Annotated in this window: 27 protein-coding genes; 10 read left to right on the forward strand and 17 right to left on the reverse strand. The window is 59.5% G+C overall.

The window, feature by feature from the left end; translation table 11 throughout:
- Positions 1-348: 348 nt before the first annotated feature.
- Positions 349-582 (reverse strand): hypothetical protein, encoded by a 234-nt coding sequence (locus ACVWXF_RS01890; protein ID WP_414343466.1) that lies wholly within the window; start codon positions 580-582, stop codon positions 349-351.
- A 735-nt stretch (positions 583-1,317) separates the two neighbouring features.
- On the opposite strand from ACVWXF_RS01890, the gene ACVWXF_RS01895 reads away from it, so the two are divergent.
- The 3 genes from ACVWXF_RS01895 to ACVWXF_RS01905 all read left to right on the forward strand — a co-directional run bounded on the left by ACVWXF_RS01895 (position 1,318) and on the right by ACVWXF_RS01905 (position 3,999).
- A complete protein-coding gene (locus ACVWXF_RS01895; RefSeq protein ID WP_414329355.1) occupies positions 1,318-2,172 on the forward strand; it encodes a Tic22 family protein in 855 nt (284 codons plus the stop codon).
- 33 nt (positions 2,173-2,205) lie between these two features.
- Positions 2,206-3,072 carry a peptide chain release factor N(5)-glutamine methyltransferase gene (gene prmC, locus ACVWXF_RS01900; RefSeq protein WP_457473489.1) on the forward strand — a complete coding sequence of 289 codons (867 nt, stop codon included), beginning with the start codon at positions 2,206-2,208 and terminating at the stop codon, positions 3,070-3,072.
- 156 nt (positions 3,073-3,228) lie between these two features.
- The gene (locus ACVWXF_RS01905; protein WP_414419073.1) at positions 3,229-3,999 is read left to right on the forward strand and encodes a sensor histidine kinase; all 771 of its coding nucleotides are present in this window, start codon (positions 3,229-3,231) and stop codon (positions 3,997-3,999) included.
- A gap of 24 nt (positions 4,000-4,023) precedes the next feature.
- On the opposite strand, the gene ACVWXF_RS01910 is transcribed toward ACVWXF_RS01905, so the two are convergent.
- Together ACVWXF_RS01910 and psb27 are read right to left on the reverse strand one after the other, a co-directional pair.
- Positions 4,024-4,527 carry a YHS domain-containing (seleno)protein gene (locus ACVWXF_RS01910; RefSeq protein WP_457443243.1) on the reverse strand — a complete coding sequence of 168 codons (504 nt, stop codon included), beginning with the start codon at positions 4,525-4,527 and terminating at the stop codon, positions 4,024-4,026.
- A gap of 184 nt (positions 4,528-4,711) precedes the next feature.
- The gene (psb27, locus tag ACVWXF_RS01915; RefSeq protein WP_414419072.1) at positions 4,712-5,113 is read right to left on the reverse strand and encodes a photosystem II protein Psb27; all 402 of its coding nucleotides are present in this window, start codon (positions 5,111-5,113) and stop codon (positions 4,712-4,714) included.
- Between the two features lie 68 nt (positions 5,114-5,181).
- Between psb27 and ACVWXF_RS01920 the strand changes: the two genes are divergently transcribed.
- Both ACVWXF_RS01920 and ACVWXF_RS01925 read left to right on the forward strand, forming a co-directional pair.
- The gene (locus ACVWXF_RS01920; protein WP_457473490.1) at positions 5,182-5,922 is read left to right on the forward strand and encodes an NnrU family protein; all 741 of its coding nucleotides are present in this window, start codon (positions 5,182-5,184) and stop codon (positions 5,920-5,922) included.
- Positions 5,923-5,956: 34 nt separating this feature from the next.
- Positions 5,957-6,349, forward strand: coding sequence for a thioredoxin family protein (locus ACVWXF_RS01925; RefSeq protein ID WP_414350227.1), 393 nt, complete (start codon positions 5,957-5,959; stop codon positions 6,347-6,349).
- On the opposite strand, the gene ACVWXF_RS01930 is transcribed toward ACVWXF_RS01925, so the two are convergent.
- The 5 genes from ACVWXF_RS01930 to ACVWXF_RS01950 form a co-directional block, all read right to left on the reverse strand.
- On the reverse strand, positions 6,286-7,881 hold the full coding sequence (locus tag ACVWXF_RS01930; protein ID WP_457473491.1) for a hydantoinase B/oxoprolinase family protein: 1,596 nt from the start codon (positions 7,879-7,881) through the stop codon (positions 6,286-6,288). The genes ACVWXF_RS01925 and ACVWXF_RS01930 overlap by 64 nt on opposite strands.
- 5 nt (positions 7,882-7,886) lie before the next feature.
- Positions 7,887-8,192, reverse strand: a complete 306-nt coding sequence (locus ACVWXF_RS01935) for a hypothetical protein (RefSeq protein WP_457473492.1) — start codon at positions 8,190-8,192, stop codon at positions 7,887-7,889.
- A 35-nt stretch (positions 8,193-8,227) separates the two neighbouring features.
- Entirely contained in the window at positions 8,228-8,767 is a 540-nt protein-coding gene (locus tag ACVWXF_RS01940; RefSeq protein ID WP_238376905.1) for a PDZ domain-containing protein, read from the reverse strand.
- 240 nt (positions 8,768-9,007) lie between these two features.
- Positions 9,008-9,958, reverse strand: coding sequence for a prolyl aminopeptidase (pip, locus tag ACVWXF_RS01945; RefSeq protein WP_414329348.1), 951 nt, complete (start codon positions 9,956-9,958; stop codon positions 9,008-9,010).
- Between the two features lie 27 nt (positions 9,959-9,985).
- Entirely contained in the window at positions 9,986-12,193 is a 2,208-nt protein-coding gene (locus tag ACVWXF_RS01950) for a glycoside hydrolase (RefSeq protein ID WP_457473493.1), read from the reverse strand.
- Between the two features lie 167 nt (positions 12,194-12,360).
- Here ACVWXF_RS01950 and ACVWXF_RS01955 point away from each other — a divergent pair, with 167 nt between their 5' ends.
- Positions 12,361-12,879 (forward strand): HNH endonuclease, encoded by a 519-nt coding sequence (locus ACVWXF_RS01955; protein ID WP_414350223.1) that lies wholly within the window; start codon positions 12,361-12,363, stop codon positions 12,877-12,879.
- A 166-nt stretch (positions 12,880-13,045) separates the two neighbouring features.
- Here ACVWXF_RS01955 and ACVWXF_RS01960 read toward each other — a convergent pair whose 3' ends face one another.
- Positions 13,046-13,279, reverse strand: coding sequence for a zinc ribbon domain-containing protein (locus ACVWXF_RS01960; protein ID WP_457405781.1), 234 nt, complete (start codon positions 13,277-13,279; stop codon positions 13,046-13,048).
- A gap of 769 nt (positions 13,280-14,048) precedes the next feature.
- Between ACVWXF_RS01960 and ACVWXF_RS01965 the strand changes: the two genes are divergently transcribed.
- The 3 genes from ACVWXF_RS01965 (at position 14,049) to ACVWXF_RS01975 (ending at position 16,091) form a co-directional block, all read left to right on the forward strand.
- Positions 14,049-14,267: a hypothetical protein gene (locus tag ACVWXF_RS01965; protein WP_414331694.1), complete on the forward strand. Its 219-nt coding sequence runs from the start codon at positions 14,049-14,051 to the stop codon at positions 14,265-14,267.
- A gap of 43 nt (positions 14,268-14,310) precedes the next feature.
- A complete protein-coding gene (locus ACVWXF_RS01970) occupies positions 14,311-15,591 on the forward strand; it encodes an MDR family MFS transporter (RefSeq protein ID WP_011432585.1) in 1,281 nt (426 codons plus the stop codon).
- A gap of 131 nt (positions 15,592-15,722) precedes the next feature.
- Complete coding sequence (locus ACVWXF_RS01975) at positions 15,723-16,091, forward strand: YccF domain-containing protein (protein ID WP_414343163.1); 369 nt, start codon at positions 15,723-15,725, stop codon at positions 16,089-16,091.
- 147 nt (positions 16,092-16,238) lie between these two features.
- On the opposite strand, the gene ACVWXF_RS01980 is transcribed toward ACVWXF_RS01975, so the two are convergent.
- Together ACVWXF_RS01980 and ACVWXF_RS01985 are read right to left on the reverse strand one after the other, a co-directional pair.
- Positions 16,239-18,593 (reverse strand): transglycosylase domain-containing protein, encoded by a 2,355-nt coding sequence (locus ACVWXF_RS01980; protein ID WP_457443261.1) that lies wholly within the window; start codon positions 18,591-18,593, stop codon positions 16,239-16,241.
- Between the two features lie 3 nt (positions 18,594-18,596).
- Positions 18,597-20,483, reverse strand: coding sequence for a serine/threonine-protein kinase (locus ACVWXF_RS01985; protein WP_457473494.1), 1,887 nt, complete (start codon positions 20,481-20,483; stop codon positions 18,597-18,599).
- A gap of 131 nt (positions 20,484-20,614) precedes the next feature.
- Between ACVWXF_RS01985 and ACVWXF_RS01990 the strand changes: the two genes are divergently transcribed.
- A complete protein-coding gene (locus tag ACVWXF_RS01990) occupies positions 20,615-21,532 on the forward strand; it encodes a histone deacetylase family protein (protein WP_457473495.1) in 918 nt (305 codons plus the stop codon).
- An 11-nt stretch (positions 21,533-21,543) separates the two neighbouring features.
- Here ACVWXF_RS01990 and ACVWXF_RS01995 read toward each other — a convergent pair whose 3' ends face one another.
- From ACVWXF_RS01995 to ACVWXF_RS02020, 6 genes are all read right to left on the reverse strand, one after another.
- Complete coding sequence (locus ACVWXF_RS01995; protein ID WP_457467277.1) at positions 21,544-22,263, reverse strand: PP2C family protein-serine/threonine phosphatase; 720 nt, start codon at positions 22,261-22,263, stop codon at positions 21,544-21,546.
- Complete coding sequence (locus ACVWXF_RS02000; protein ID WP_457473496.1) at positions 22,263-23,999, reverse strand: ABC1 kinase family protein; 1,737 nt, start codon at positions 23,997-23,999, stop codon at positions 22,263-22,265. The genes ACVWXF_RS01995 and ACVWXF_RS02000 overlap by 1 nt, the downstream gene beginning before the upstream one ends.
- Positions 23,996-24,307 (reverse strand): DUF6825 family protein, encoded by a 312-nt coding sequence (locus tag ACVWXF_RS02005; protein ID WP_414329408.1) that lies wholly within the window; start codon positions 24,305-24,307, stop codon positions 23,996-23,998. The genes ACVWXF_RS02000 and ACVWXF_RS02005 overlap by 4 nt, the downstream gene beginning before the upstream one ends.
- A 142-nt stretch (positions 24,308-24,449) precedes the next feature.
- Complete coding sequence (locus ACVWXF_RS02010) at positions 24,450-25,175, reverse strand: phycobilisome rod-core linker polypeptide (RefSeq protein WP_414349917.1); 726 nt, start codon at positions 25,173-25,175, stop codon at positions 24,450-24,452.
- Positions 25,176-25,232: 57 nt separating this feature from the next.
- Positions 25,233-25,874 carry a HEAT repeat domain-containing protein gene (locus ACVWXF_RS02015; RefSeq protein ID WP_457473497.1) on the reverse strand — a complete coding sequence of 214 codons (642 nt, stop codon included), beginning with the start codon at positions 25,872-25,874 and terminating at the stop codon, positions 25,233-25,235.
- Positions 25,875-25,938: 64 nt separating this feature from the next.
- Positions 25,939-26,733, reverse strand: coding sequence for a HEAT repeat domain-containing protein (locus ACVWXF_RS02020; RefSeq protein ID WP_071818148.1), 795 nt, complete (start codon positions 26,731-26,733; stop codon positions 25,939-25,941).
- Positions 26,734-26,759: the final 26 nt, after the last annotated feature.

The following is a 26,759-nucleotide window of genomic DNA, read 5'->3' on the forward strand; positions in this document are numbered from 1 at the left end:
TTTCCCATTCAAAATCAAAAAACCTGAGAGCAGGATCCCCTTGTCTCAGGTCAAGCTGCCTCTGCCGGCGGCCTCTTAACAAAAAACTCGTTCCGTCCGCAAAGGGTCTAGGTGACATACTCCCATCGCTGACCCTACGGGTACAGGGTGGGCTTCTCGCTTCATCGGGGAGCTTTCGCAAGAACCCTCAGCGAGCAGACACGGGATGTCCCACCGCGTAGTCGCACCAGATTCCGGCAAAAGCCGTTTTGTGCAACTGCTCCCATCATACACCATGTGGGGGTATCTGTATCCCGGCACTGACCCTACGTACAGTACGGGGCTTAGCTACCCCCACACCCCCATAAGCTAAGAAGCCACCAGCACATTCAGGATCCCGGTGAGGACGGCGCTGAACAAAGCCAACGTTAGGTAGCGGCCAACAGCCGGGTTGTCACCCAGCAGCCGATCGGAAGCGCTGATGGTGAAAAACAAAGACCAGGCCTGAGTAGCGTTGATGGTCTCAAATTGGTTGAATTCAGCGGTGAAGATCTTAAGCCATGACTCAATGCTGATACATTTACGCTGAACACTGCTGAACATCACTGTTCAACTATGCAGCGATAGCATTCTGTTTGTTTCCAAACAGAATGGCGGTATCCCGCAAAGCTTTGAGTAGAATACCCAAAGCGCAGTTTCCGTGTCGTCTTACTACCAATTTTCTGCTTTGCTTTGGCTACCATGTTGGCAGACTCGAAAGTAAACAGAAAGATCAACTGGTAGTAATCCGTACTGAACATATTATACATTGTTTTCAGTATAGTTGAGCTTATTATTGACTAGAGTCATGCTCCCTACAGCTGTGGGTTCGCACCCCTACCTTAACAAAAGTTAACAGCAGCTGCCACGTTTGCGCGGCTACATCAGGACACCGCCGAACAAGGCTGGAATAGGCAGCGTTTTATGGGAGAGCTGGGTACACAACCCTCGGAGGGATCTGCATCTAGCGTGGATCAGTTGTATGCGACTCCGTATATAGTATTGGGTGATGCGGGATCCCCACCCAAAATAGGGGCTTTGCCCCTCGACAGAGGTCGAGCAGATGTTCTAGCCTTGGCTTCTAGGGTGGCCCAAGAGCGCTCTTCAAGATAGGTGTGCCGGGGTGTTGTCAGCGATGGCCAACCGGGATCCTAAGGCTGAGAGTGTGCCGCATCGCTAGCCTAAGCCCTGTTGAGCGGGTTTAATCTAGGCAGCTTTTGATTTGCCCCAGGCTGTTGGTTAGTACTTAGGAAGCTGACCTCATAGCAACCAGAACAAGGCGCGATGCCGGGAGTTGAGATGAGAATGACGCGTTGTAATGTAGTATCGCCTGTGCGCTCCCTCTGCCGCTGTGCAGCTCAGGTGGGCGGCGTAGCCGGGATCCTGATCGGAACAGCTTGGGGGGGCTTGGCTGTGACTCCCGTTTGGGCTCAGGAGAGTGCTCTACTGGCTCAGGCTGCGGCAGGCCCCATGAGCCGGCAAGAGGTGGCGGAACGGCTGAATCTGGTGCCTGTTTTTGCCATCGTGTCTCAGAACGGCACCCCCGTTGTCGCCAATGTGGAGCGGGATGGCCGCACCATCCAAGTGGTTTCCTTCTGGCTGGATCAGGCCCAGGCCCAGCAAGTGTTGGAGCAGGTGAAAGCCAGCAACCCCGAGATAGCCAGTCAAGCCCGGGTGGTGCCTCTCTCGCTGGGGTATGCCTACGAAAAATCGGAAGAGGAGCGCGCCAAGAATAGTGACCTGTATTTTGAGGTGGTGCCTCGGGCTTCTGATGTGGAAGCAGCCAAGCAGGTGCTGAAGGAAACCGGTCAAGATGTGCCTGCAGAAGCGATTGGTGTGCCTCTGTTCTATGGCCGCTCCGGAGAGGGGCTGCTGACCATCGAGCAGGATGGCCATGAGGTGGTGCCCTTCTTCTTCGACCGCAACGATTTGCGGAGGGCTTTGGATCGGGCGGCGGCGCAGAACCCGGATGTGGTTGGGAAAACCCAGATTGAAGTGACCTCGCTGGCCATTGTGGTAGAGCGTATGCTGGCCCCCGACGCGCAGGCCGATGTGCAAAAAATTGCCTTTATCCCCTCTCGCTCGGCGCTGGAGTATATCCAATCCCTGGCCCGACCGGCCAATCCTTCTGCAAGTCCCCAGCCTCAGCGTTAACCTAAGCCCCTGATGGGATCCCCGTCTGCTCTGGTGAAGCGGTTAACAGAGTGGCGTGCCCAAGCCCTGAGGGCGGCAAAAGCGGCTGGGATCCCTGCCGAGGAAGTGGAGATTTTGCTCAGGGAACGGCTGGGGTGGGGGCCATTGGAGCGGTTGATGGGTCGCGCTCCGGCTGGGGAGGGGAATCCCCTGGAGGAGGTGCAGGCCCTTTGGCGGCAAAGGGTGGAAGAGCGCATCCCCCTACAGTACCTGTTGGGCAAAGTTGAGTGGGCGGGCTTGAGCTTGCGGGTGACGCCGGCGGTGCTGATACCACGCCCGGAGACCGAGCTGCTGGTGGAGCAGGCTTCCCTTTGGCTACAGGCCAATCCTCTGCCGCCGGGATCCTGTTTTGCCGACCTGGGTACAGGCAGCGGGGCGATTGCCATTGCGTTGGCCCATCAGCACCCCCAGTTGCGGCTTCTGGCCGTGGATTCTAGCCCAGAGGCCTTGGCTATTGCAGCAGACAATGTGGCAGCCCACCATCTGCAGGAGCGGGTGAAGTTGCTGCTGGGATCCTGGTTTGTGCCCTTGGATCCCTGGCGGGGGCAGCTGCGCGGCCTGGTTTCCAACCCTCCCTACATTCCCTCTGCTGAGCTGGCCTCGCTCATGCCGGAGGTGCGACTGCACGAGCCACGACAGGCTCTGGATGGCGGAGAAGATGGCCTAGCCCACTTGCGGCTGTTGATTCAAGCAGCACCGGATTACTTGGCCCCGAACTCCTTTTGGGCGGTGGAAGTGATGCGAGGCCAAGCCCCTTGGGTGGCGGAGCAGTTGCAAGCTAGAGGCTGCTATCGGCAGATCCAAGTTCACCGAGATCTGGCCGGGGTTGAACGGGTGGTCAGCGCCCACTTCGTCGGATAGAAAAGGGTAGGATCCCATAAGACAGGGTATTGCCGCAGCCCGATTGCCTCAGCGGGACGTAGTCCTCGCTGTCCAAAACTCAAAGATCCAAACCCAAGGATCTGAACCTCGACGGGATCCCCCGTCTTTCCTTCGGAGCACCTCTTGAGGAAACCCTTGCCTGCAGCCAAACCCGATCCACTCCCCCAGCAGGCTGCCTCTGCCGACAAGCAAGAGGCTGTGGATTGGCAATTTGCTTTTGAACGCTCTGAGGTGATGCGGGCCTTTCAACAAGAGTTGCTTGTCAGCATCGGCCATGAGCTGCGCAATCCCCTCAGCAGCCAGATGGGATCCCTGCAGTTGGTGCTGTCAGATCTGTGTGATTCCCCAGAAGAGGAGCGGGAATACCTTCAAAGTGCCAAAGAGGCGGTAGAGCGCCTGATCAAGCTGCTTGAGGAATACACCCGCCTGGCTCGCCATGACCTGCCCATCCAACCTCTGCGACCGGAACCGACCCGACTACGCCCCCTCCTGCAGGATGTGTACAGCCTAACTCGCCTACAGGCCCAGGATCAGGGCATTCGCTACGAATGGCCGGCCCTACAACCCACCTCGGCCTTTGAGGTGCCCCTTCTCCCCGACAGCCTCACCGTTTGGGCGGATCCCCACGGCTTGGTGCAGGCGCTGCTGGGAGTGTGTCGCTGGGGCATCCGCACCCTACGCTACGGTTCGATGGCTTTGCACCCCTATCCCACCGCAGAAGAAGAGGGGCGACTGTGCCTGGGGTGGAACCTTGAGGGGCGATGCCATGTGCCCATTCAAACAGAGGGCTGTGCCGTCTGGCGGGTAAGCGAGCGGCTCCTGAGAGAAATGGGCGGCCAGCTGGAACTCTGCGAAAGCGGCCCCTACCGAGTTGGCATCAAGGTGACCCTGCGCCTCGCCCATTGAACCCCAGGCCAGAGGGACTTGGGCCTATCGGCTTCTCAAAGCTGGCCAGTTGGCATCTGCCCTCTTGATCAAGCCGGGGATGTCGCGCTCCCAGTTACGCTGTACCCGCTGGTTGGCGTTCAGGTACAGCTTGTCATCGACGATTTTCCAGGCAAAGGGATCCACCGGGTAAAGGTAGTTGTGGGCCACGGCCCAGGCACAAAACCCGCCGTACTGGGGGGCAAAGCGCTCTGGGTCGTTGCGAAACCGCTCCCGATTCTCGGCGCTGGCAAACCTCCAGGTCACCCCTCCCCACTCCCATTCATACTCTGGGGATCCCTTGACCGGCTTGCCGTCGATGAAATAGGCCACCGGGTCATAGCCCCGCAGGGCCAGGCCGTCCGTCGCAAAAAAAGGGCCTGGGGATCCCTCCTCGACAGCCCCAACGACCTGTCCTTGGGCTGGGAGAGACAGGAGCCAAGCTGGGTGAGAAGCAACAGCCCCAACCATCAGCAGCAGCGGGATCAAAGCCCAACGATTTTTGACCATCACAACCTCCCAAGTCCTCAATCGAAAATCGAAATGAGCAAGAAAGCCTTACTCTTCCCCTTCAGGTTCCAAAAGACATCTGACAAAAGACATCTGAGGAGATGCTGGCTTCCGGGGACTGGGAACAGTTTGGCCACAGCGAGGAGATTTGCCTGTGATTTGGATCTCGGAGATCTAAAAAAGCTCAACCTTCTCGGCGCAGGGCCAATTCGGCCCGATCCAGTTGCATTAGCACCCGCTCCACCTTTTCGGGGTTGAGAGGTCGACTGGAAGTGCGGTACTGGGAGGCCAGCGTGTTAAACACCGTGCGCAAAGTGGTAAAAGACTGCAGCTTATCGTAGCGATGGCCGTGGTAGCGCCCAGAAAACTCCTGGATGGCTTGCATGGCTTCCGCTCGCGCCTCTTCCGGGTTCATCAGGGGATCCCCTTCTGAAAGGACGGTGCGTAGGGTTTGGATCAGGGTCATGCTGTCTTCGTAATACTTGCCGGTGAGACGGGCAGCCTGAGCAACTGAGCTCGCTGAGCCCAGCAAAAGGGCTACAGACAGGAGCAGGCTGACAAGACGCCGAAAAAAAGTTTTGAGCATGGGGAACCTAATGTAACTTACTTTTAAGCATAAGCCACAGCAACACCGGAAGAGGAGTCACCCAAAAGATGCTGTTCACGCCCTTCAGCGACTTTCTGCAGAAGCTGGGCCAGTACGGATCCCATTGGACAATGTTAGCCCTGATCTTGGGGTTTGCCTGTGCTCACAGCGGATTAGCCTACTTGCGGCCCTGGGGGGAAAGCTGGCTGGGATCCCGTCTGTACCGCATCTTCTTTGCTCTGGTGAGCCTCAGTTTGGCACCGCTGTTGCTGATCTATTTTTTCAACCACCGCTACGACGGGGTGATTCTCTGGGATCTCCAAGCCGTCCCAGGCATTCGCACCACCGTTGCTCTTTTGTCTGCCCTCTCTTTTTTCTTTTTGTATCCGGCCACCTTCAACTTGCTGGAGATCGCCGCCATTCGCAAGCCGGAGATCCACCTGTTTGAGACCGGGATCATCCGCATCACCCGTCATCCCCAAATGGTGGGCCAGGTGATCTGGTGTGTGGCCCATTCCCTGTGGATTGGCTCCAGCTTTATGGCGGTGACCTCGCTTGGGCTCATTGCCTACCACCTGTTTGCGGTTTGGCACGGGGATCACCGCCTGGAGCGGAAATACGGGCAGGCCTTCCGCGATCTCAAGGCGCGCACCTCCGTGATCCCCGGCTTGGCCATTCTGCAGAAGCGACAGCAACTGCGCCCCCAAGAGTTTTTTCGCTGGGCCTATCTGGGGGTATTCAGCTTTGTATTGATTCTTTATGCTTTCCATCCCCAAATGGTTTCTGCAGCCAGCCGAGTTGCCTGGTAGCATGATCCCAAAGAACTTCTTTAGTTTGGGAGTGATGGCCTTGCAAGTTGCTTTAGATGCTTTTAATCAAGAACTTTTGACAAGTGATGGGTTGGTTTTGGTGGATTTCGGCGCCCCTTGGTGTGGCCTGTGTCGCTTCATTCAGCCGATTACCGACCGTCTCGTAGCCGAGTGGGGAGGGGCGGTCAAAGTACTGCGGGTGAATGTAGACGACAATTTTTGGCTGCCGCGCCGCTATCGGGTGCGCTCTTTGCCAACCCTAATTTTGTTTGAGAAAGGTCAAGAAGTGCAAAGGCTGGAGCACTTCGCCAGCCGCGATGAGGTGCTTCGCCGCTGCGAGCAGTTGTTTCTTGACCACCTGCGCTACCTGGGTTCGGGAGCCTGCTCATCCTTGTTTGAGCCCCAAGCCCCGCCGCCCGGCGTGTAGAGGGTGATCACGTCGCCGGCTTTTAGGGAGCGGCTGATTTTGCCAGGCAAGGGATCCCCGTTGAGGAGGTTGATCCCCACTTGGCCTGGCCCGCCTCCCTGTTCTCCTTGGGGGGCATAGTGGCGCCGCTCGGTGAGCAGGGAGAGGGTGCAATCCTGCAAAGTCTGGATGGAGCGGATTAGCCCCCAGCCGCCCCGCTGTTGGCCATGGCCGCCGGAATCCTGGCGTAGCTCGTAGCGCAGTACCCGCAGGGGATACTCCAGCTCCAGAGCCTCGATGGGGGTGTTGAGGGTATTGCTCATGCCCACATGCACTCCGTCCAAACCCGGTCGTTGCCGGCTGGCCCCCTGACCACCTCCCAGGGTTTCGTAGTAGGTGAAGTGGCGGTTGCCCAGCACACAGTTGTTCATGGTGCCCTGCCCCTGAGCGATGCTCCGCAATCCGGCCACGGGAGCCAGAGCTTTGAACACCACATCGGCAATGCGCTGCGAGGTTTCCACATTGCCCGCCACCACTGCTGCCGGAAACTGGGCATTCACCAAGCAGCCGGGCGGCGCCACGATCTCGATGGGATCCTCCAAGCCGACATTGCTGGGGGCCGTGGGATCCAACAGACAGCGCAGGGCAAACAACACCGCCGAGCGGGTGACGGCCAGGGGCGCGTTCAGGTTTCCCGCCATGGCCGGAGCAGTGCCGGTGAAGTCCACCCGCAGCTTCTCGCCCTCTACTTCCACCTGCACCCGAATCTCAAGGGGCGCGGGCGGATCCCCGTAGCCCTCCAACCAATCCTCAGCCGTGTAGATCCCATCGGGCAGAGCCTGAATTTGCGCCCGCATCCGCCGGCGGCTGTACTCGATGACCCCTGCGATCAACTGCCAAGCTTCCTCTTCTCCAAAGCGGGCCAGCAACTCCCGAAACCGGCTCATCCCCACTGCGCTGGCCCCCACCTGGGCCTGCAGATCCCCCCGCCGCTGATCGGCATTGCGCACATTGGCCAGGATTAGGCGCAGCAGATCCTCCTGCCAGTACAACTCTCCTTCTAGAGAGAGCCCAGCCAGCCGTACCGGCGGGATCACCAGCCCCTCTTGCCAAAGTTCTGTGGAGTCGGCGGGCATGGAGCCAGGGCGCATCCCTCCAATATCAGCGTGATGAGCACGGTTCACAGCATAGGCGCAAATCCGGTCGGGATCCCTCCAGCCGGGAATGGCCGCGACCACCGTAACGTCCGGCAGATGGGATCCCCCCTGGTAGGGATCGTTGAGGAGAAACACATCTCCGGGTCGCGGGTTGGCTGCCACCACCGCTCGCACCGCCTGCGAAAGGGCGCCCAAATGCACCGGGATGTGAGCTGCCTGGGCAATGCAAGCCCCTTGCGAGTCAAACAGAGCTGTGGAGCAATCCCGCCGCTCCTTGATGTTGGCCGAATAAGAACCGCGGATGAGGCGGGCTCCCATCTCTTCGGCAATCCCCGCCAGAGCGTTGGCCATGACCTGCAACCGGATGGGATTGGAGACAGGATAGTTGCTATCCATATCCCTCAAAGCCTACGCCCCAGCCAAACGGCCACCCTGCGGATCCCTTGCCAGAACTGCAAACGACGCTGCCAGCGGGCAAGGGTATGGCGATTCTCGCGCAGACGATCCCGCAGATGCAGCAACTCAGCGGGAGTGGGAGCCAAGGCCTGTTGAGCTGCTTCTCGCCAATCGGCCATGGCCTGCTCTGTGACCCCAAGAGCCGAGCGCAGCTTCAAAATGACAGGAATGAGAGCAACCAGGGCCAAAAACAGCAAGCCGTTGAGGCCGCAAACTGCCCAGACGGCCCATCCTGAAACTCCCATCGGCATTTACGGAGGTCTCCGGGTAGGGATCCCGACAAGGCTCACTGCTGCTGCAGCATCAAGGGGCGCAACACCCGGCCATCCCCCACCACAACCACCGTTGACAGCACCTGCTCACCACGGCGGAAGGTAATCGGCACCGATTGGCCTACCGGGGTATTTTGGATGATCTGCTGCACATGTTGCACGGAGGTGACCCGCTGCCCATCCACTCCAATCAAAATATCGCCCTGGGCCAGACCGGCTCGTTGAGCAGGACCATCCTGGAGCAAGCCGACCACCTGCACCCCCTGAACTCGAAGTGCGGGGCCGAACAGACGACGGCTGATGGCGCTCTGGGCTTGCTCGCCGTTCACCGTTTCAATGGCAACTCCAATGAAGCCGTTGCCGACAGCATAGGAGGCAGGCGACCACTGAACCCCGAAGCTGTTGGCGTCGCTGCTGACCTGAACCGTGGAGCCGTGGTGGTTGTAAGCTTCACCCCCAACCGAGTCGCAGGGGTAGGCCACAACTGCATCTGCCAGCAAGAAGGAGATGGGCAGGGCTAGGGCAAGCTTGAACAGATGGGTTGGTTTCTGCATGGTTCGACCCTGGAAACGGTGAAGTAGAAATGAGCTTGAATCCGCGAAGCACTTGGGTGGATGCACCAGCCAGGTGTGGGCAGCTTGCACCGCCCCTCCCTCAGTGATAAACCCAAAATCGCCAACTGTCGATAGGCTTGGCCGTGCTTCTGGGCTGGATCCCAAGGTTTTGCCGGCCTTCCTGTAGCAATTCTTCAAGGTCTTGGGATCCCTGGCAGCACTGGGTTGGCTCGGCGGGGCTCACAAACCGGCAAAGCGATCGGTGGCTTCCAGGAGGGCGGTGCGGATTCCGGGCTCGGTGATGGAATGGCCAGCATCGGGGATCATCCGAAACTCTGCTTCTGGCCAAGCCTGATGCAGCTCCCAAGCAGAGATGGGCGGGCACACCACGTCGTAGCGCCCCTGGACGATCACCGCCGGCAGATGCCGCAGCCGTCCCACCCCCCTGAGGAGCTGATCCTCCGGATCCAAAAAACCGCCGTGGACAAAGTAATGGCACTCAATGCGGGCAAAGGCCTCGGCAAACTCTCCTCGACCAAAGCGCTCGATGAGCTCTGGGCTGGGGATCAACTTGCTGGTGCTGGCCTCCCAGACGGACCAGGCGCGAGCTGCCCTCAGCCGTACCTGGGGATCTGGGTCGTTTAGGCGGCGGTGGTAGGCTGCCAGCAGGTCATCCCGCTCTTCGGGAGGGATCGGCTCCAGGTAATGTTCCCAAGCGTCGGGGAAAAAGTAGCCGGCCCCCGACTGGTAAAACCAGCGGAGCTCAAAAGGGCGCAAGAGAAAAATGCCCCGCAAGACAAACCCTAGGCAGGATTGGGGGTGGGTTTGCCCATAGGCCAGGGCAAGGGCACTGCCCCAGCTGCCCCCGAACACAAACCAGCGATCAATGCCCAGATGCTGGCGCAACTTCTCGATATCCGCCACCAGATCCCAGGTGGTGTTCTCCCGCAGCTCGGCATAGGGGCGACTTTTCCCGCAGCCCCGCTGATCGAACAGCACCACCCGCCAGCGGCTGGGATCGAAATACTGCCGGTAGATGGGATCGATCCCGCCTCCAGGCCCCCCGTGCAAAAACACCACCGGCTTGCCTGCCGGGTTGCCGCACTGCTCGTAGTACAGGGTGTGGAGGGAGGAAACCGCCAGAAAGCCTTGATCGTAGGGCTCGATGGGGGGATAGAGATCGCGCGACATAACTTGAAGCTCTGCTGGTCATCACTCTCAGGGTCTGCGCAGGGCAATGGTGGCCTTGGGCGGGATCCCTTCCTGAAAGGTCTCGCCATCGGCAGCCAGGATGACAAATTGCAGCTCCTGACCCGGCTGGGCGCCCAAATTGCTCCAGGGGATGGCCACCTCCAAACAGGCATCCACCACCGCCTTCACTTGATGGCCGATGGCGTGCCAGGTGTGGTACTCCCCTGCTTGCAAGAGCTGAGCTTGCACCTCCGCCGGATGCTGGCCGGTGCCGGGAGGCGGCAGTGACAACCGCAACAGGTGGCGGTAGTGGTAGTTGAGAGGGGCTTCTGCCGGCAATCCCTGCAGGGGAATGGGGCTGTTGACGGTGACGCGGTTGGGATAGAACCACAGCACCAGCAATTGCCTGGGCCGCTGCACCACCGAGTTAAAATCCAGCCGCAGATAGAGGTTGAAGTGATCGAACCCGTACCAGAGGCGACGAACAATGCTGTTGCGGTGCATGGTGCCTCGGGCCGCTCCAATCTCCACCCGCCCGGCTTGGCTCCACTCCCGTTCTGCCGGACGACCGTTGATGGCCGGGTGGATGAACCCCTGCGGCAGGCGATCCCCTAGGCCGTCATGATCCTCCAGGGGAAATTGCAGCACGGTCGGCACCGCCTCTCCCAAAGCAGTGTAGAGCGCCTGCAGGTGCTCCCGAAACAACTGGTCGAAAACGGCATCATGGGCGGAGGAGTGGCCTGCCCCAAACCACCAGAACCAATCGGATCCCTCGGCGGCCCAGAGGGCTTCCCAGGCTTGGGGATTGGCGCGGGGATGATCCTGAATCACCTGGCGGGCCTGAGCCAAGAGCTCCCAAGCGCGGTTTTTGACGGGATCCCCAATCCAGGTGGTGAAGTCCGCCTCGATCCAGGAGCCACTGTGCAGCTGCTCTGCCGGCAAAAACTCGGTGGGAGGAAACTGATCCAGAAACTCGGAGACCGTCACCAAGCGCAGCGCCGGGTGCTGGCTGAGGCGGGTATAGAGGTTTTCCAAGAAGGGCCGGCCATCTTGGGGGTAGTACTCCCAGCAGTTTTCCCCATCCAGAGCGATGGTCACCAGCCAGGGCTGCTCCTGAGGCAGGCGGTTGCGGATGCTCTCCAGATGGCCGATGAGATCTTTGGCGGCAGCATCGGCGGGCATGGCGCTGTAGCTGAAGCCGATCAAATCCGAAAGGCGGTGATCCCGAAAGACGATGGCCAAATCCCCCCGCTCGGTTTCCAGGCGGTAGGGGCGGTAGAGCTTCTCCGGCTCCAGAATGTGGCCCTGCCCATCGCGATGAAAAGGCTGGCCCAGGCTCCACCCCAAAACCCCTTCGTCGGAGATGATCCAATCAAAGCCCTGTTCTTGCACAATCGGCACAATGGCAGGGCTCACCGATTGCTCCGAAGGCCACAGGCCCCGCGGCTCGCGGCCAAAGCGCTCCCGATAGATCTGCTTAGCCCGCTCCAGTTGGGTGTGGACATCCTGCTCCCAGTGAAAGGGGTAGCGAGGCAAAGGCAACCCTGGGCGGGCCACCCGTGCCGAGCGCTCGCTCACCAACAGGGGCAAGATGGGGTGGGTATAGGGGCTGGTGGTCAGCTCCAGTTGGCCGTTGCTCTGCAGTTTGGCGTGCTGGGGCAGGATAGCGCCGAGGATCTGTTGTTGCTTGGCGTAGATCCGCTGCCGATCCGCCAGGGTAAAACCGGATCCCATTTTGATCCAGCCCTCGATCTCAGGATCCTCCTGAAAGAGAGGATCAAACCAAGACAGGTTGTGCCAGGCCAGCAGATCGCTGAAGTCCTGCGGAGTCCAGTACTGCAGACACCAGTTCACCCCCTGAGATTCCCGTTGGTTGTAGAGCTGCCGATAGCGGGGATAGGGCTCGATCATGGTGGGGTAGTGGCTGTCGAAGAAGCGCTCGACCACAAAGCGCAGTTGATCGGGGCTGAGCTTTTCGACAGGGGATAGGGTCAGTTCCAGGTAAGGATCAAAAGCCGAGCCGGCTACGTACTCTTCGATTTGCACAATCAGGGAGGGCACCAGGTTAATCGTTTGGTGCAAGCGGGGATAGCGCTCCAGCAGCAACACCAAGTCCAGGTAATCTTTGATCCCGTGTAGGCGCACCCAAGGCATGCGATATTTACCCGCCACCGGACTTTTGTAGAGGGGTTGGTGTTGGTGCCAAACCAGGGCGACGTGCAGCGGGTAAGTCATGGGCGGTACGGGATCCAACCATCACCCGGATACTAGCCCATCTGTCTGGCTGGCGATCGTAAGAAACTCTTGAATGTCTGAGCTCTGCCGGTGTCGATGGCGGTGGGGAAAAGCTTGCCATTCGGCAGATTCCTCAGGAGAATGGCGGCAAAAGGAAGAGCTGAGCCATGACTGCCGCTACCCACCTTCTGGAACAGTCGATCGTTGTCTTTTCCCAAAACTATTTGCCCATCAGCCGGGTCAATATCAAGCGGGCAATCGTGCTGCTGCTAACAGGCAAAGCCGAACCGCTCTCGATGATGAATGTGCCGGTGTGGAAGGTGCGCTCCCCCAGCCAGGTCATTGAAGTGCCCGAACATATTCGCCTGACCATCAAGGGCAAAGAGCGCGCTTGGCGCGTGCCCCCTGTGAATCGGCGGGAGGTTTTGCGGCGGGATCACCACACCTGCCAGTATTGTGGCAGCACCCACAATCTGACCTTGGATCATGTCGTGCCCCTCTCCAAAGGGGGATCCCACAGTTGGGACAATGTGGTGACGGCTTGCGAACGCTGCAATCAACGCAAGGGCAACCGCACCCCTGAAGAAGCCAACATGCCCCTGCGCAGCAAACCCCGTGCCCCTCTCCACCCGACGGTGGCTTTTGCGGAGCAGTTCTGGCGCGAACACCAAAGTCGGCAAGAGTGACATCCTCCCGGCGCTCATCCTATGGACAGAGCGCGGACCACCCTTCCCGTCAGCAGGACGGAGTCCTTACCTCGCGGTCGGGCATTCCTGCCCCACGCCACTTGTCTGGGTCTACAACCCCCGACAGAACAACTGGACAGGCGGTTCCCCTTCCCCAGCCTCCCCCCTAGGCACTGCCAGCTCGCAAAACAACCTCTAATCCACCCAGCACAGTTCCCAAGGCTGAGGCTGAGTCCCGATGCACCCGGTACCGGCATTCAGGGCACTGAGGCCCCCCGACAGCCCAGCTGTTGCTAACCATCCCCCAGCACTTGCAACCGATTTGGCCGCTTCCTTTGGGGTCAACCTTGGCAAAGTCCACCCCACCCTTCCAGCAAACCCACTCCAGAAGGCAGAGAATCTATCCCTAGGCAGCCTCGACGCAATCCTTGGGCAACATCCCCCTTGCCCAGCCCTTGGCCTTGAGGTCTTCCACAAAGATCTTCCACAAAGAAAAGATAGAGAGGGTCTGCCCTCGGTCTCAACGCCAATGGGCCCTCTGGAAATGAAACTCTTGGCAACCATTGGCAATGCCCTGCTGCATCCTGGCAACCTGCAGTGGTGCTCTCTTCCAGTGGCAAGACCCCTGCTGTTTTCTCGCCCCCCTGGGTTGCAGCCTTCTCAGCTGGCCTTGCAGGGCTTTGAAGCCCTTGGGCCGTTCCCAAAAGCGCCCTCTGAAGTCGTCAGGAATTGCTCCAAAACCAGGTCAATCCCCGTCGTCCGCCCGTGAGCTGGTTTGTTAGGAGGCATCTGGATAAGCCCAGTACTTGTAGGTTACCGCCAGCATAAGTAGGCTTTACTACAGATTTCGCTCAGGGGTATGGCGGGGATCCATGTATCCCAGTGCTCACCCTGCGGCTAGAGCATGGGACCTATTGCCCCCGCACCCCCGTTAGTTAAAATTGTTGGTACTAGAACTGTAAGGCACAGCTTCTTCTAGCTTTGTCCAGGTTTGCGGCTGAGCTACAGGTGCTCTGTTGTGGGCAAAGGGAACTTGCGCCTCGGCTGCAGCAAGCAAGATGGGGGTTGGCTTCCTGCAAGGACTCCGTCCCGCTGACGCGATCAGCAGGTTTTGGGAAAGGTTGAAGGTTGTAAGTTGGCTCAGAAGAGGACTGGGTGTTTTGGGGCAGATGAAAAGTAGCTTAGTGCAGCTCGATTATCGAGTTTATAAGTTGGCGCGGCTGTTGAGCGAATATTTGGAGTTGGGGAAATGGGTTGCCCTGTCTGCTGGCTCGCTGGGTGAAGAGCCTTCTGGCAACGAACATCAAGCCTGGCTGCACAAATTTTCAGTTTACTTGTCAGAGCAGGCTCCTTGCCCTGGCCTCAAGGATCGGGATCCCGTAGGCTAGGTAGGCCCTCCCCTGCTGCACTCAACATCCTGCTGCACTCAACATGTGGATCCCTTCTTGGTGGCCGAAGCTCAGTTTTCAGGTTTGGCTGATCTTTATCGGTCGGCTGCTTTCCCAAACTGGAACCGGCTTTACCTTGTTTTATGCCAGTCTCTTTTTTGTGAATCAGGTGGGGCTGACCGCCACCCAAGTGGGCCTGGGGCTAGGCATTATGGCTTTTGCCGGGGTGTTTGGCCGCATCCTGGGCGGCTCGATGGCCGATGGAGCTTGGGGGCGCCGTTCCACTTTGATCCTCTCTCTGGCTATTTCCACCTTGGGGTCGTTTGGGTTTGCGCTCTCCTATGACTTCTGGAGTTTTGCCCTGGCCAATATGGCTGCAGGCTTGGGGCAGGGGTTGTACTGGCCGCCTGCGGAAGCGATTGTAGCAGATCTAACCACTCGTGAGCAGCGCAACGAAGCCTACGCTCTCAACCGTTTGGGGGATAACCTGGGCCTCAGCCTTGGGGTGGCTATGGCCAGCACGCTGGTGGCTCTGACGGGGGCCTATCGGCTCTTGTTTGTAATCGACGGTGTCACTTTTCTAATCTTTCTGGCAGTACTTTGGTTTTTTATCCGGGAAACTCGGGCGACTTGTCCGGCAGCAGAGCCTGTGTTGGCAGGTTGGAAAACCGCCCTTAGAGATCGCTCCCTTTTGGTGTTTGGCCTGTCGAATATCCTGTTCACCACCTATGTGGCCCAGCTCAGCAGCAGCATGCCCCTTTACTTCCGCAATGGGGTAGGGATCCCAGAGGTGCAAATCGGCATTTTGTTTGCCTTGCATGGGGCCTTGATCGCTCTGCTGCAGATGCCGGTGGCCCGTTGGTTGAATCGCCGGACGCGCATCCAAGGGTTGCAGGGATCCGCCCTGATGTGGGGGGTGGGATTTCTTTTGGTTTGGCTTAGCGGTCTGGCGGCGGAATTGGGGGCTCCGGCCCCGGCGGTGGCAGTCTTGGCGCTGGCGGTGCTCTCTTTGGCGTTGGTGAGCTACAACCCCTCTGCCTCTGCTTTGGTGGCGGATTTGGCGCCGGATCACTTGCGGGGGGTGTATCTGTCGGTCAACTCCCTCTGCTGGGCGGCGGGGTTTGCTCTTGGCCCAATGATTGGGGGGATGGCCTTGGACTTGCCGCAACCGTGGGCAAGCGGGTTGTGGATCTTTTGGGTGATCACCGTCAGTTGGGTTTGGGGGATCCTCCGCTTTCTGAACCGCATTCTGCCCTGCAAGGTGAATAGGGCCGCAGTGCCTCCGGTGATGGAGCCCGCTCCCCTCGGTGACGCAGAACGCTAGAGCCCAGGAAAGAAGCAGATTTTGGGATCCCAGTCTTGGCCAACAGCTGGTTAGAGTATGGATGTCGAACAGGAAGGCTAGTTCTGCTCTTGTACCCTGCAATTTGGTCTCAACGGTGGAGGATCTGAATCATGAGCTTGATTGGCAACATCATCTGGCTAATCTTCGGGGGTTTGCTGACAGGTTTGGGCTACATCTTAGGAGGACTGAGCCTTTGCCTGACAATCATCGGCATTCCCTTTGGCTGGCAGAGCATCAAACTGGGGTTTGCAGTGCTTGCCCCCTTCGGAAAGGAAGTGGTGGAGTATCCCGATGCCAACAGCCCGCTGCTGCTGATCTTTAACGTCATCTGGCTATTGCTGTTTGGCTGGCCGTTGGTGCTTAACCATCTCTTCTGGGCTGTGATTCTGGCAATCACCATTGTTGGGATCCCCTTTGCCAAACAACACATGAAGTTAATTATTTTGTCGTTGTTGCCCTTTGGCCGAGATCTGCGCTGAGAAAGTGGGTGAACCTAGATTGTGGGTTTATTGAGGGGTACGGCCAAACTGGTTATTAGGCATTTCTCACTTGGGATGCAGGAGAGTTTTCTGTCGGGTTGTCAGGATTTGGGGTTGCCAATTGCCAAGGCTGCTCTCGGAGTTGCTCTATTGAACCATCGTCAAACTATTGGTAATGACTTGCCTCGTGTAATTTCCCCAAGTTTGAGCAGCTATGCTGCTGCTTCCTCGTGTTGGGCTGGAGTCATCATTGCCCAACCAAACGCCGGTCACCAGGGGAGGGTTGGGCGTGTAGCCGATAAAGAGCAGATCCTTGTTGGCGGTGGTGGTGCCGGTTTTACCGGCTTCTCCAATGCCGAGCCGGGCAGCAGTGCCGGTGCCGGAGCTGATCACCCCTTGCAGTACGGTTGTCATCTGTTGGGCGACGGTTTCTGGCAGGACAAGTCGCTGAGAACGGGGATCCTCCCGACCAGGGTAAATCTCACGGCAGGTGCGAAAGTCGTTGGGGTTGGCGCAATCGCTGCTATCCAAGATGCGGCGGATGGTGTGGGGCCTTGACCAAAGGCCACGATTGGCAAAAGGAGTGAAGGCTGCTGTCAACTCCAGCAAGTTCACCTCCATGGTGCCAATCACCATAGAAGGATAGGGTTGCAACGGCGATTGGATGCCCATTTGCCGGGCCGTCGCCACCACTTGCTCTAGACCTACTTGTTGGGCCAACCGCAGGGCAATCACGTTTTCGGAGAGGATCAGGCCGCGGGCCAAATCCATAGGGGCCGATCCCGAGCGACAGCCCCGAAAGGTGAGGTTGCCCCAGGTGAGGGGCTCGCAAGACAACACTTGGGAGAGAGGGATCCCCTGGGTGAGGGCAGCCGCATAGGTGAACACTTTGAAGGTGGAGCCCGGCTGCCTTTGAGCTTGGGTAGCCCGGTTGAAGGGGCTGGCGTTGTAGTCGATCCCGCCCACCAAAGCCAGCACTTCACCGTTGCGGCTGTCGAGACTGACCAAAGCGCCTTGGCTGAAGCCCAAGCGGGATCCCGACTCGCGCACCGTTTGGGCCAGGACTTGCTCTGCCAAACGCTGGTAGGGCAAATGCACCGTGGTTTCGATGATGAAGTTGCCCTCTGCCGAGAGGTCTTGGCCCAAGAGCTGCCGCAGCTCCTGGAAGACGGCACTGTAAAAGTAGGGAGCAACTGTCGAGGTTTGGGAGCGCAAATTGGGGTTGAGGGTGAGGCGACTGCGCCGGGCCCGCCGAATCTCCTCTTCGGGGAAGACTTTCAGCTCGCTCAGGCGATCCAACACCCGATCTCGGCCCCGAACGGCGGCATCATAGTTGGCGACAGGGTTAAAGGCATTGGGCGCGGGCAAAATGGCCGCCAGAGTCGCAGCTTCGGAAAGGCTGAGCTGGCGGCTTGGGATCCCGAAATAGAACTGGGCAGCAGTTTCAAAGCCGTAGATGCCGTTGCCCAGGTAAACATTGTTGAGGTAGAGAGCGAGGATTTCGTCTTTGCTGTAGCGCTGTTCCAGCTTCAGGGCGGCGACGGCCTCCCGCAGCTTGCGCCCGAAGGTGTTGCCGGAGCCGGTGTAGTCCCGCAGCACGGTGCGGGCCAGTTGTTGGCTGATGGAGCTGCCCCCCTGCTGCACTTCCCCCGAGCGCAGGTTCACCCAAAAGGCGCGGGCAATGCCCAGCAGATCCACCCCAAAGTGGGAGTAAAAGCGGTGATCTTCAGCGGCGACCACCACCTTGGGCAGAATTGGGCCAAAAGCTTCTAGGTTGGGCAGCTCCCGGTAGGTGTCCCCCTGATGGCGGCGCAGCTCCGTCTGCTGATCCCCGGCCAGGACGATCAGGGGGTTGCGATCTGCGGAGAGGGGTGGCTCCACTGAGAACTTGCTCCACTCATGGCCGATCCAAATCCTTGCCCCCAGCCCCAAGACCACCATCAGGATGAGGCAGCCACGCACCCCATACACCTGTGGTGGGGGTGGATCCAGCACCTCTATGGCCACGCTCTCCGGATCCCGAGGCGGGCCAAGGCTCAGTTGCTGGCCATGCCGCAAGATCACCCGGCGCACCCGCTCGACACCACCGAAGGGTTTGAGGCGGAAAACGCCGTTGGTCGAGTCTTGATCTTCTAGCTGGTAGCGACCGGCATTCCACCCCAGCCAGTAGAGAATAGGGGGCAACGGGATCCGCCAACCCAGACCGGGCAGGCGCCAATCCGGGCGGGGACGGATGTGGGCGTGGAGATGGCTCACCGCGGGGGCAGGGATGCGAATGGTGGCCACCGTCTGGCTGCGACCGAGAATGTCGGATCCCTTCAGGGCAACCACCTGGGGGGGCTCTCCCGGGCAGGTAATCCGCAGGCGCACCGGGCGCTTGGGGGGAGGAGGTTCGGGGGGTTTGAGGAGAGCTGTAGGCCCGATAGGGAAGGGCCTGGCCAGGGTTTTGAAGAAGCGAGCGACGGTGCCCAACAGCGGCTTTTTGTCTTCAGAAGCAGACATGGCTCAGTCCCCCCGCAATTCGCGCGCACGGCGCAGCAGCTCCTGCATGGTCTGGCCGGGACGAGGGCCGCCTGCTGCTGAATTGAGGTTACGGGCCTTGGGAGGCCGGGCAACAGGGGCAGCCGGGGGTAGGGTAGGAAAGGAGGGGGAAGGTGGTGGAGCACCGCTGGGCAGCGTGGGATCCCAGAGGGCCATGTAAAGATGGCCTTGGGCGTTGCGTTCGATCCTGCCGGCCCAGGGGCCAACGCGGAATTGCACTCGCCCGGAACGTCCCTCGCGCACAGCCTGCAGTTCTCGCTGCAGTTGAGCAGGCAAGGGGGCTTGCAGCATATCCTCCAAGAGTCCTTCCACTTGAGGGGTGGGTACGCCATCGGTGACGGTGGCTTCGGTTTGCCGCAGGGCCAGGCTGGATTCGTCGTAGGTGAGGCCCAAGTCCACCCCGCCAAAGCGGTACAGGTCGTACACGGTATTGGGCCAAGCGCCCTGCCCCTGCTGGTTGGGGGATCCCAGGCTGGCTCGTACCGTCTCGCGGGAAGTCTCCAGGGGAAAGGCGCGAAACACCGGCCCGCTCCGGGTGTAGGGTTCCAGCTCCGGCGCGGGATCCCGCCGTCCGTTCTGCTCTGAAGCCAAAACAAGGGGCTCAGGGACAAGCTCCCCAGGCATAGGATGGACATTCTCTGGGGCAATGGGATCTTCCACTGCCGGACGAGATCCTGACCCGGAAACACGGGGGGCCGAGGGGCGCTGCAGCAACTGTCCCCATTGCCAACTCACCAAAACCCAGCCCAGCAGCCCGCCCATCAGAAAGGGAATCAAGCGCACCCAAAGCAGGGATCCCCCGTTCTCGACCTCCGTGGCCGCCGTCAAGGGCCTGAGCCGCAGAGTACCGGCTGTAACCAAGGACGGCGCAGCGGCAGGGAGACCTCCAGAAAGTGGGCCAGAGGCAGCCTCTTCCGACGAGGCGACTGGGACCTGAGGGGCAATAGATCCCTGTGCTCTGGCTTGAATGTGCTCCAGCTCCGCCAACACATTGGCCACCGACTGCGGGCGGGCGGCAGGATCTTTGGCCAGGCAACCGAGGATCAAGTCAGACAAACCGGCGGGCAGCGGAAACTTCAGTCCCCAGTCTTCTAGAGGGATGGGCCGGTGCTTGTGGTGGGCCTGGTACCAGCCCGGGAAAGATTCGGTGGTGGGCTTGAGGGGCATCTGGCCAGACACCATCTGGTACAGCATGATCCCGAAGCTGTAGATGTCGGAACGGACGTCCAGCGGCAACCCTTCCAGCTGTTCCGGGGAAGAATAGGCCAGCGTTCCCAGGTAGGCATGGGTAAAGCTCAAAGATTCATGGCTGTTGAGCAGCTTGGCAATGCCGAAATCCACCAGCTTCGCCAGTTCCCCAAAACTGTCATCGGCCACCACGATCACATTGGCCGGCTTCAAATCGCGGTGGATCACCTGTACCCTTTGCCCTTCCATGAGGATCCCCTCGTGGGCCGCCTTTAACCCCAGGCCAATTTGGCGGGCCAGCCGGAAAAAGCGCTCCAAAGGCAAAGCCCCCGCGGCCAGAATATCCTTGAGGGTCTTGCCGTTCAGGTATTCCATCACATAGAAGGGCACCTCATCGGGGGTAATACCATAGTCATTGACTTTGACAATGTGCAGGCTTTTTTGGCCCAAAGCCGCGCAGGCTTTCGCTTCCCGTTCAAAGCGCAGGCGGGTGCGCCGATCCATTGCCGGCTGGGAAAGCAGCTTGACGGCCACTTCCACCCCACCAAAGAGCAAATCTTGAGCCAAATAGACTCGCCCCATGCCCCCCTGTCCCAGCAGATGTACAAGTCGATAACGCTGAGCCAAGAGGCGACCCAAAAAGGGATCCGGCGCAGTAAACATAGGGAATCGCGGCGGTACGGAGAACAGGTTTGCAAGAGTCTCGAAGGGATCCGGCAGGAGCGGGCTACCTCTACCATAAGCACTGGAGCCGTCATAGGCCATGCTCGCCGCCGTCAATCCAGTTGCCCTTGATGTCTTTGCCAATTGTTTACCACCCCGACTACAGTGCCCCCCTGTCGCCGGACCACCGCTTTCCCATGCCGAAATTTCGCCTCTTGCAAGAGCTGCTGCTGCGGGAAGGGGTGATCCGCCCCCAGCAAGTGCACCACCCTGAGCTGCCCCCTCTCGCCTGGATTGAGTCGGTACATACCCCTGAGTACGTCAGGGCCTACTGTGAGGGATCCCTGGAAGCCAAATTGCAGCGGCGTATCGGCCTGCCCTGGAGCCCAGAGCTGGTACAGCGCACCTGTCGAGCGGTGGGGGGTACCGTCTTGACCGCCCAATTGGCCCTGCGCCACGGCCTGGCCTGCAACACCGCCGGCGGCACCCACCATGCCTTCCCCGCCTACGGCTCCGGCTTTTGTATCTTCAACGACCTGGCCATTGCCGCCCAAGTCTTGCTGCAGCAAGGGCTGGTGCAAAGGCTCTTGATCGTGGATTTGGATGTCCACCAGGGAGACGGCACTGCTTGGATCTTCCGCTCCGAGCCGCGGGTGTTCACCTTTTCCATGCACTGCGAGGCCAATTTCCCCGCCACCAAGCAGCAGAGCGACCTGGACGTGGCCCTGCCGGTAGGCATGGAAGATGAAGCCTATCTCCAGACCTTGGCCGACCACTTGCCCGATCTGTTGGCTCAGGTGCGCCCTGACCTGGTGCTCTACGATGCCGGTGTGGATCCCCACGAAGAAGATCTCCTGGGCAAGCTGGCCCTTAGCGACCAGGGCCTGTTTCGGCGGGACATGCAAGTGCTGAACACTTGTCTAAAGCAGGGCTATCCTGTCGCCTGCGTCATCGGCGGCGGCTACGGCAAAGACCTCAACCGCCTCGTGTATCGCCACTCCCTGCTGCACCGAGCGGCCAGCGAAGTGTACCGCCAATACCGTCTCTAGCCGGGGGCAAACTAGGCGTATTCGGCAATCACCACCGTGATGTTGTCTCGCCCGCCCCGCTCTTTGGCCGCTTCGATGAGTTTTAGAGGAAGCTGCTCCAAATCTTCCACCTGCAGGCAGTACTCGATGATCACTTCGTCGTCTAACTCCTCCGTCAGGCCGTCGCTACACAACAACAGGCGATCCCCTGGGTAAACTGTAATCGGCTGCACAGAAGGTGGACCCGCATCGGGTCGGCCCAGGCAGCGCTCGAGAATATGTCGCCAAGGGTGAATCCGGGCCTGCTCATAGGTCAGCTCCCCCAGTCGAATGGAGCGGGCCACCAAGGTGTGATCCTCGGTCATTCGCTGCATTTCGGATCCCCGTAGGCGATAGAGGCGAGAATCGCCAATGTGAGCACTCCAGCAGTTGCCCTTGGGATCCACCATGGCCACCACCACCGTAGTGCCCATGTCTGCCCGCTCTGGATTTTCCCGCTGATCCTTGAGGATGGCACTGTTGGCTGCTTCTACGGCTTCGCTGAGCAACCGGGGTGCCGGCACGTTTTTCCAGCCTCGATCCAGATATTCTCGGATGGTCTCGACGGCCAACAGGCTGGCTGTAGCCCCAGCAGCATGTCCTCCCATACCATCGGCAACAATAAAATAGCGCCCCTCTGGATCGCAGTAGTAGGCATCCTGATTGCTGCTGCGGATCTTGCCGGGATCCGTAGCGCAGGCATATCGTCGCATCACATCAATCGCTCTGACCGATTCAACCTTAAGAGTACTCTGAGTAAAGCAAGAGCAGCGAGGGCAGCCAAAACCAAAGTGATAACCGTTAAGGTAGCATGTCCGGCCAAAAAGAGCTGAGTTGCGCTCAAAAAAAAGGCCCCAAACAACACCCCGTAAATGACTCCCAGCCCGGTGTTGTTCAGCTTGCGCAGCAAGCGCTCCGTCTCGCTGGATCGCACCCGCAGGCGCAGCTCCCCTTGTTCCAACTTGCTCAAGGTCAATTCGATCCGGCGGGGCAAACTGAGACTGCTGCTGGTGAACTCAGCCGCTTGACGGCCAACCTGGGCCAAGAGGGTCTCGGTCTCGCTTCCGTTCAAACTCATCAGCTCTTCCGCAAAGGGTTTGGCCACCTCCATAAAGTCGAACTCCGGATCCAACCCTTTCCCCAATCCCTCCAGCGTGGTCAGGGCCCGCATCACAAAAGTAAAGGTAGCCGGAAAACGAAACGGCTGATCGTAGGCCAGCTCGTAAAGGTCTTCGCTAATGGCCGCCACCGAGATTTCTCCCGAGTTGCCGGAAAAGGGTTTGTCCATAAAGTGATCCAGCATGTACTGCACCGAGCGGCGCACCGGAGCCAGATCGGCGGTGGGCACCAGCACCCCCAGTTCCACCAGCGAGGCCACCACCCGATCGGCATTTTTGGAGACCACACCTGCCAGCGTGCCCATCAGCTTTTCTTTCACATCGGAGGGCAGGCGGCCCATCATGCCGAAGTCGTAGAAGATCAGCGTGCCATCGGGCTTCACGGCAATGTTGCCGGGGTGGGGATCGGCGTGAAAAAAACCATCCTTGAGCAGTTGCCGCAGATAAGCCTCTGCCCCCAGACGAGCCAAAACCTTGCGATCCAGCCCCGCCGCGCTCAGGGCTTCGTAATCGCTGATTTTGATCCCCGGCAGGTATTCCAATGTCAACAGGCGAGGAGAGGTGTAACGCCAATACACTTTGGGGACGGCAATTTGCGGCATATCCCGAAAGTTGCGGCGGAAGGTATCGGCATTGCGGCCCTCATTGAGGTAATTCACCTCTTCCCAGAGGGTGCGCCGACACTCTTCATAGATGCCGATCCAGTCGCGGCCCGGCCCGCCCCAAGAGGTGCGATACTGAAAGAACTCGGCAATCCCACGGCAGATCTCCAAATCGATGGTGAACAGCCGGGTCAGCCCCGGACGCTGCACCTTCACCACCACCTCTTCCCCGGTTTTCAGCTTGGCGCGATGCACCTGCCCCAAGCTGGCAGCGGCCAAAGGGGTGGGATCAAAGTAGCTGTAGATTTGGGTTATCGGCCTGCCCAGCTCCTGCTGCACAATTGCCGCCACCTGTTCGTAGCTGAAAGCAGGCACCCGATCCTGCAGCTTGGAGAGCTCCTCGACATATTCCGAGGGGAAGAGATCGGCGCGGGTGGAGAAAAACTGCCCCACTTTAATAAAAGTAGGGCCTAAGTTAAGCAGCGTTTCGCGGATCCAAATGGCTCTGGCCCGGCGGCGCTTGGCCTTTCGCTCGGGCGTGGGTTGTCCCCCATAGCTCCAAGCCTGCTGATCCAGCCAAAGGTAAAACAGCCAGGTGAGCACAAATCGCCAAATGTCCAGCATGCGGCCCTGGCGAGTATAGTTCTCCCGGGCCCAGCGGTAGGCGGTATAGGGCTTGACGGGTTGTGATCCCAAAGAAGTCCGGGATCCCAAAAGGCTCGCGTTCAAGCGTTTCGACTCCGATATTTCTGCAACTCGGAGCGCAACTGCGCCACTTCTGCCCGCAAGTCGTCCAGAGTTGCCTGCAGATCTTCTGTCTGGAAAGGAGGCGGCACCCTTTCCTGGGCGGCCACGGATGCTTCTGCCTCAGCTCGGGTCATGACATCCTGGGCAAAGGTTTGCCAGCCCTCCTGCAGCTCGGCCCACACCTTGCCCACTTCTCCGGCAATATCGGTGAGGGCGCTTTCCAAACGCTCCCGTAGGACATCCGCCACAGCCTTGCCGACAAAAAAAGCCCGCACAACCGGATTCTTCATGCGACCCAAGTGTTAAGAAGCATCACCAGGATTATAACGAATCTTGCCCCAGGCACAGCGGCAGGCCGACCCATCCGAACAGCCTCGGATCGATCGGCCCGGCAGAGCCCGCAAAGGGTTGCCCCCGGAAGCTTGCCCAGTCCTAGCGGCGGCTGGTGGTCATGTCCGGGATCTTCAGATCGAAGACGCTGATGTTTTGCCGCGCTGCCGGCTTGGGATTGAGCATGCGGGCCATGTTGAGGAAGTTTTCTGGATCCCCGGGTTTGGGAGGACGGGTGAGACGATAGGTGCGCACCACTTCCCGCGTCGAGCGCTTCACGCCGGAGACATCGCGCCAACGAGCTCCATAGCGGGGGGTTACCAGGTTGGCGGGCTTTTCCGACAGGCGACGGCGTTGGTAAGGCACCACATCGTCCCCAAAGGCGGCATTGTACTCTTCGCTATCCACCACAGCGTCGATGAAGCCATCTAGTCCCTTGGTGGCAACGATGATGGAGTACTTGATGCGCTCCTGTTGGCTGTAGGTGGGCCGACCCAAAAAGCGCTGGAAGGTGACCTCGATGAAGCGGTAGTTGTCGTTGGGAACCATGACCAGATCCCGGTACACCTCCGACTTGCCCAGGCCGCGCACAAACTCTTTGACCGAGATTGCCCCGTTGCGCAATTGGGACTCCAGAGCTTTTTGCCGATAACTCTCCAGCATCAGATGCTCGCTGAAGATCTGGCGATAGGCGGCGCGAATGATGTTGTCAATTCCTGTCGGGTCGTCAGGACGGTAGACCGGCGGGGTTTCGTCGCTGGCTACAAAGTAGCGAGGCACCCGCTCATTTTGGGTGGTGGGGCGATCGGCAAGCAACGGAAGGGACATAGGTGGTGCTCCTGAAAAAACGAGAAAAACCGAGAAAGACACACTAGAGCAGAGAAGCTAAGGCTCGGCAGCCAACTCCTGCCGGCTCATCTGGACGCGGAGAGGGATCAGAGGATCCGCATCTTCCAAGGCCATCTGGAGCGCAGCCTCGACTGAGGGGCGCAGAGATTGTTCACCCTGGCGAGCCAAGTCCGTCAGGGATCCGACGGCGGCATAGCGGACTCCCCAATCGGCATCGGCAAGGCATTGCCGCAACAGGTGCAAGGCTCGCTCTTGATCGGGCAAGGGCCGCTTGGCAGCCACCCGTCCCAGCCCGCGGGTCGCCGCCCGCCGTACACTGGGGGCAAAGTCCGCCACAATGGCTTCTGCCAAAAAGGGGTAGGCATCCCCATGGCCAATACGGGCCAGAGCCCGCACCGAATAGGCCCGCGCCCCATAGTCAAAACCGTCAATATGGCTCAGCAAGGGCTGCACCGCGGCTTCCCCAAAGCGCAGCACCTCCTCCAGAGCAGCCTCCCCAACTGCAGGGCGATTAAACCCAAAGGCGCGAATTAAGATGGGGATCCCTTCCACTTGGCCCAAAGCGCCCAGCGCCCTCACCACCCGCAACAATTCCTCAGGCGACGTGGCCTGCTCCAATTCTGCTGCCAGTTGAGCCACAGCAATGGGAAACGCTTGAGCAGCCGAGGCGGAGGACATAGGCAACGAATAGTCAAAGGTACACTTGAAACCGCTGATCAAAGGCACTGAGCGCCCCAGGATCCTAGAAGAGCTTCTCCAGTTGCGGCAGGATCACCGCCGTCACCTGAGCCAGCGGCACCCACCCCAACTGAAGCGCCACATCGAACAGCCGCTTCAGAGCATTGATGCGCAGGTTGAGCGCTACGTCGGCTGTTGCCAACAGCGGCGCCCCCGCCACCCATCCCGATTCGGCCAGGTCGAACAAAGCGGCCTGTCGTAGGCTGGAGTTGGAGTGGGCCAGTAGCGCCACCAGGATTTGGGTCAGCTCCTCGGCTTGCGTAAAGCGATAGAGCACCCAAGCCGCTGCCGAACGCACCCGCTCAGAGGGATGGTTCAAAAAGGGCCGGATCGCTGCCTCAGCCTCGGTGGCCTGAAGCTGACCCAAGGCCTCGATAAGGGCTTCCCAGGGCTGCTCCTGCTCGCGGGACTGCAACAGTGCCAGCAAGGGATCCACCGCTCGCTTGTCCCCCAATTGAGCCAAGGCATAGGCAGCCTCTTCCCGCACATGAAAGTCGGTACAAGTGAGCGCCTCGATCAAACCGGGCACGGCCCGCGCATCCCCGATTTGCCCCAGGGCCTTAGCAGCATTGCGGCGCAGAGGATAGCCCCCCAAGGCGGTGCGATCCCGCTCATCCTGCAACGCCAAAAGCAGCGGCTCTACCCCCCTTGGATCCCGAACTGTGCCCAGGTACCAGGCAGCATAGTACCGATCTTGCAAGTCATCCCCCTGCAGCCGGGCTATCGCCTGCTCCCAAGTGAGCTGCTGCGGCAGCACCGCCGTGTTGGATGCCATACGAACCGTTGCAGAGCTGTTCATGACACCTGGGCAACCTTGCCGGTAAC

This window comes from Thermostichus sp. MS-CIW-40 (assembly GCF_054058315.1).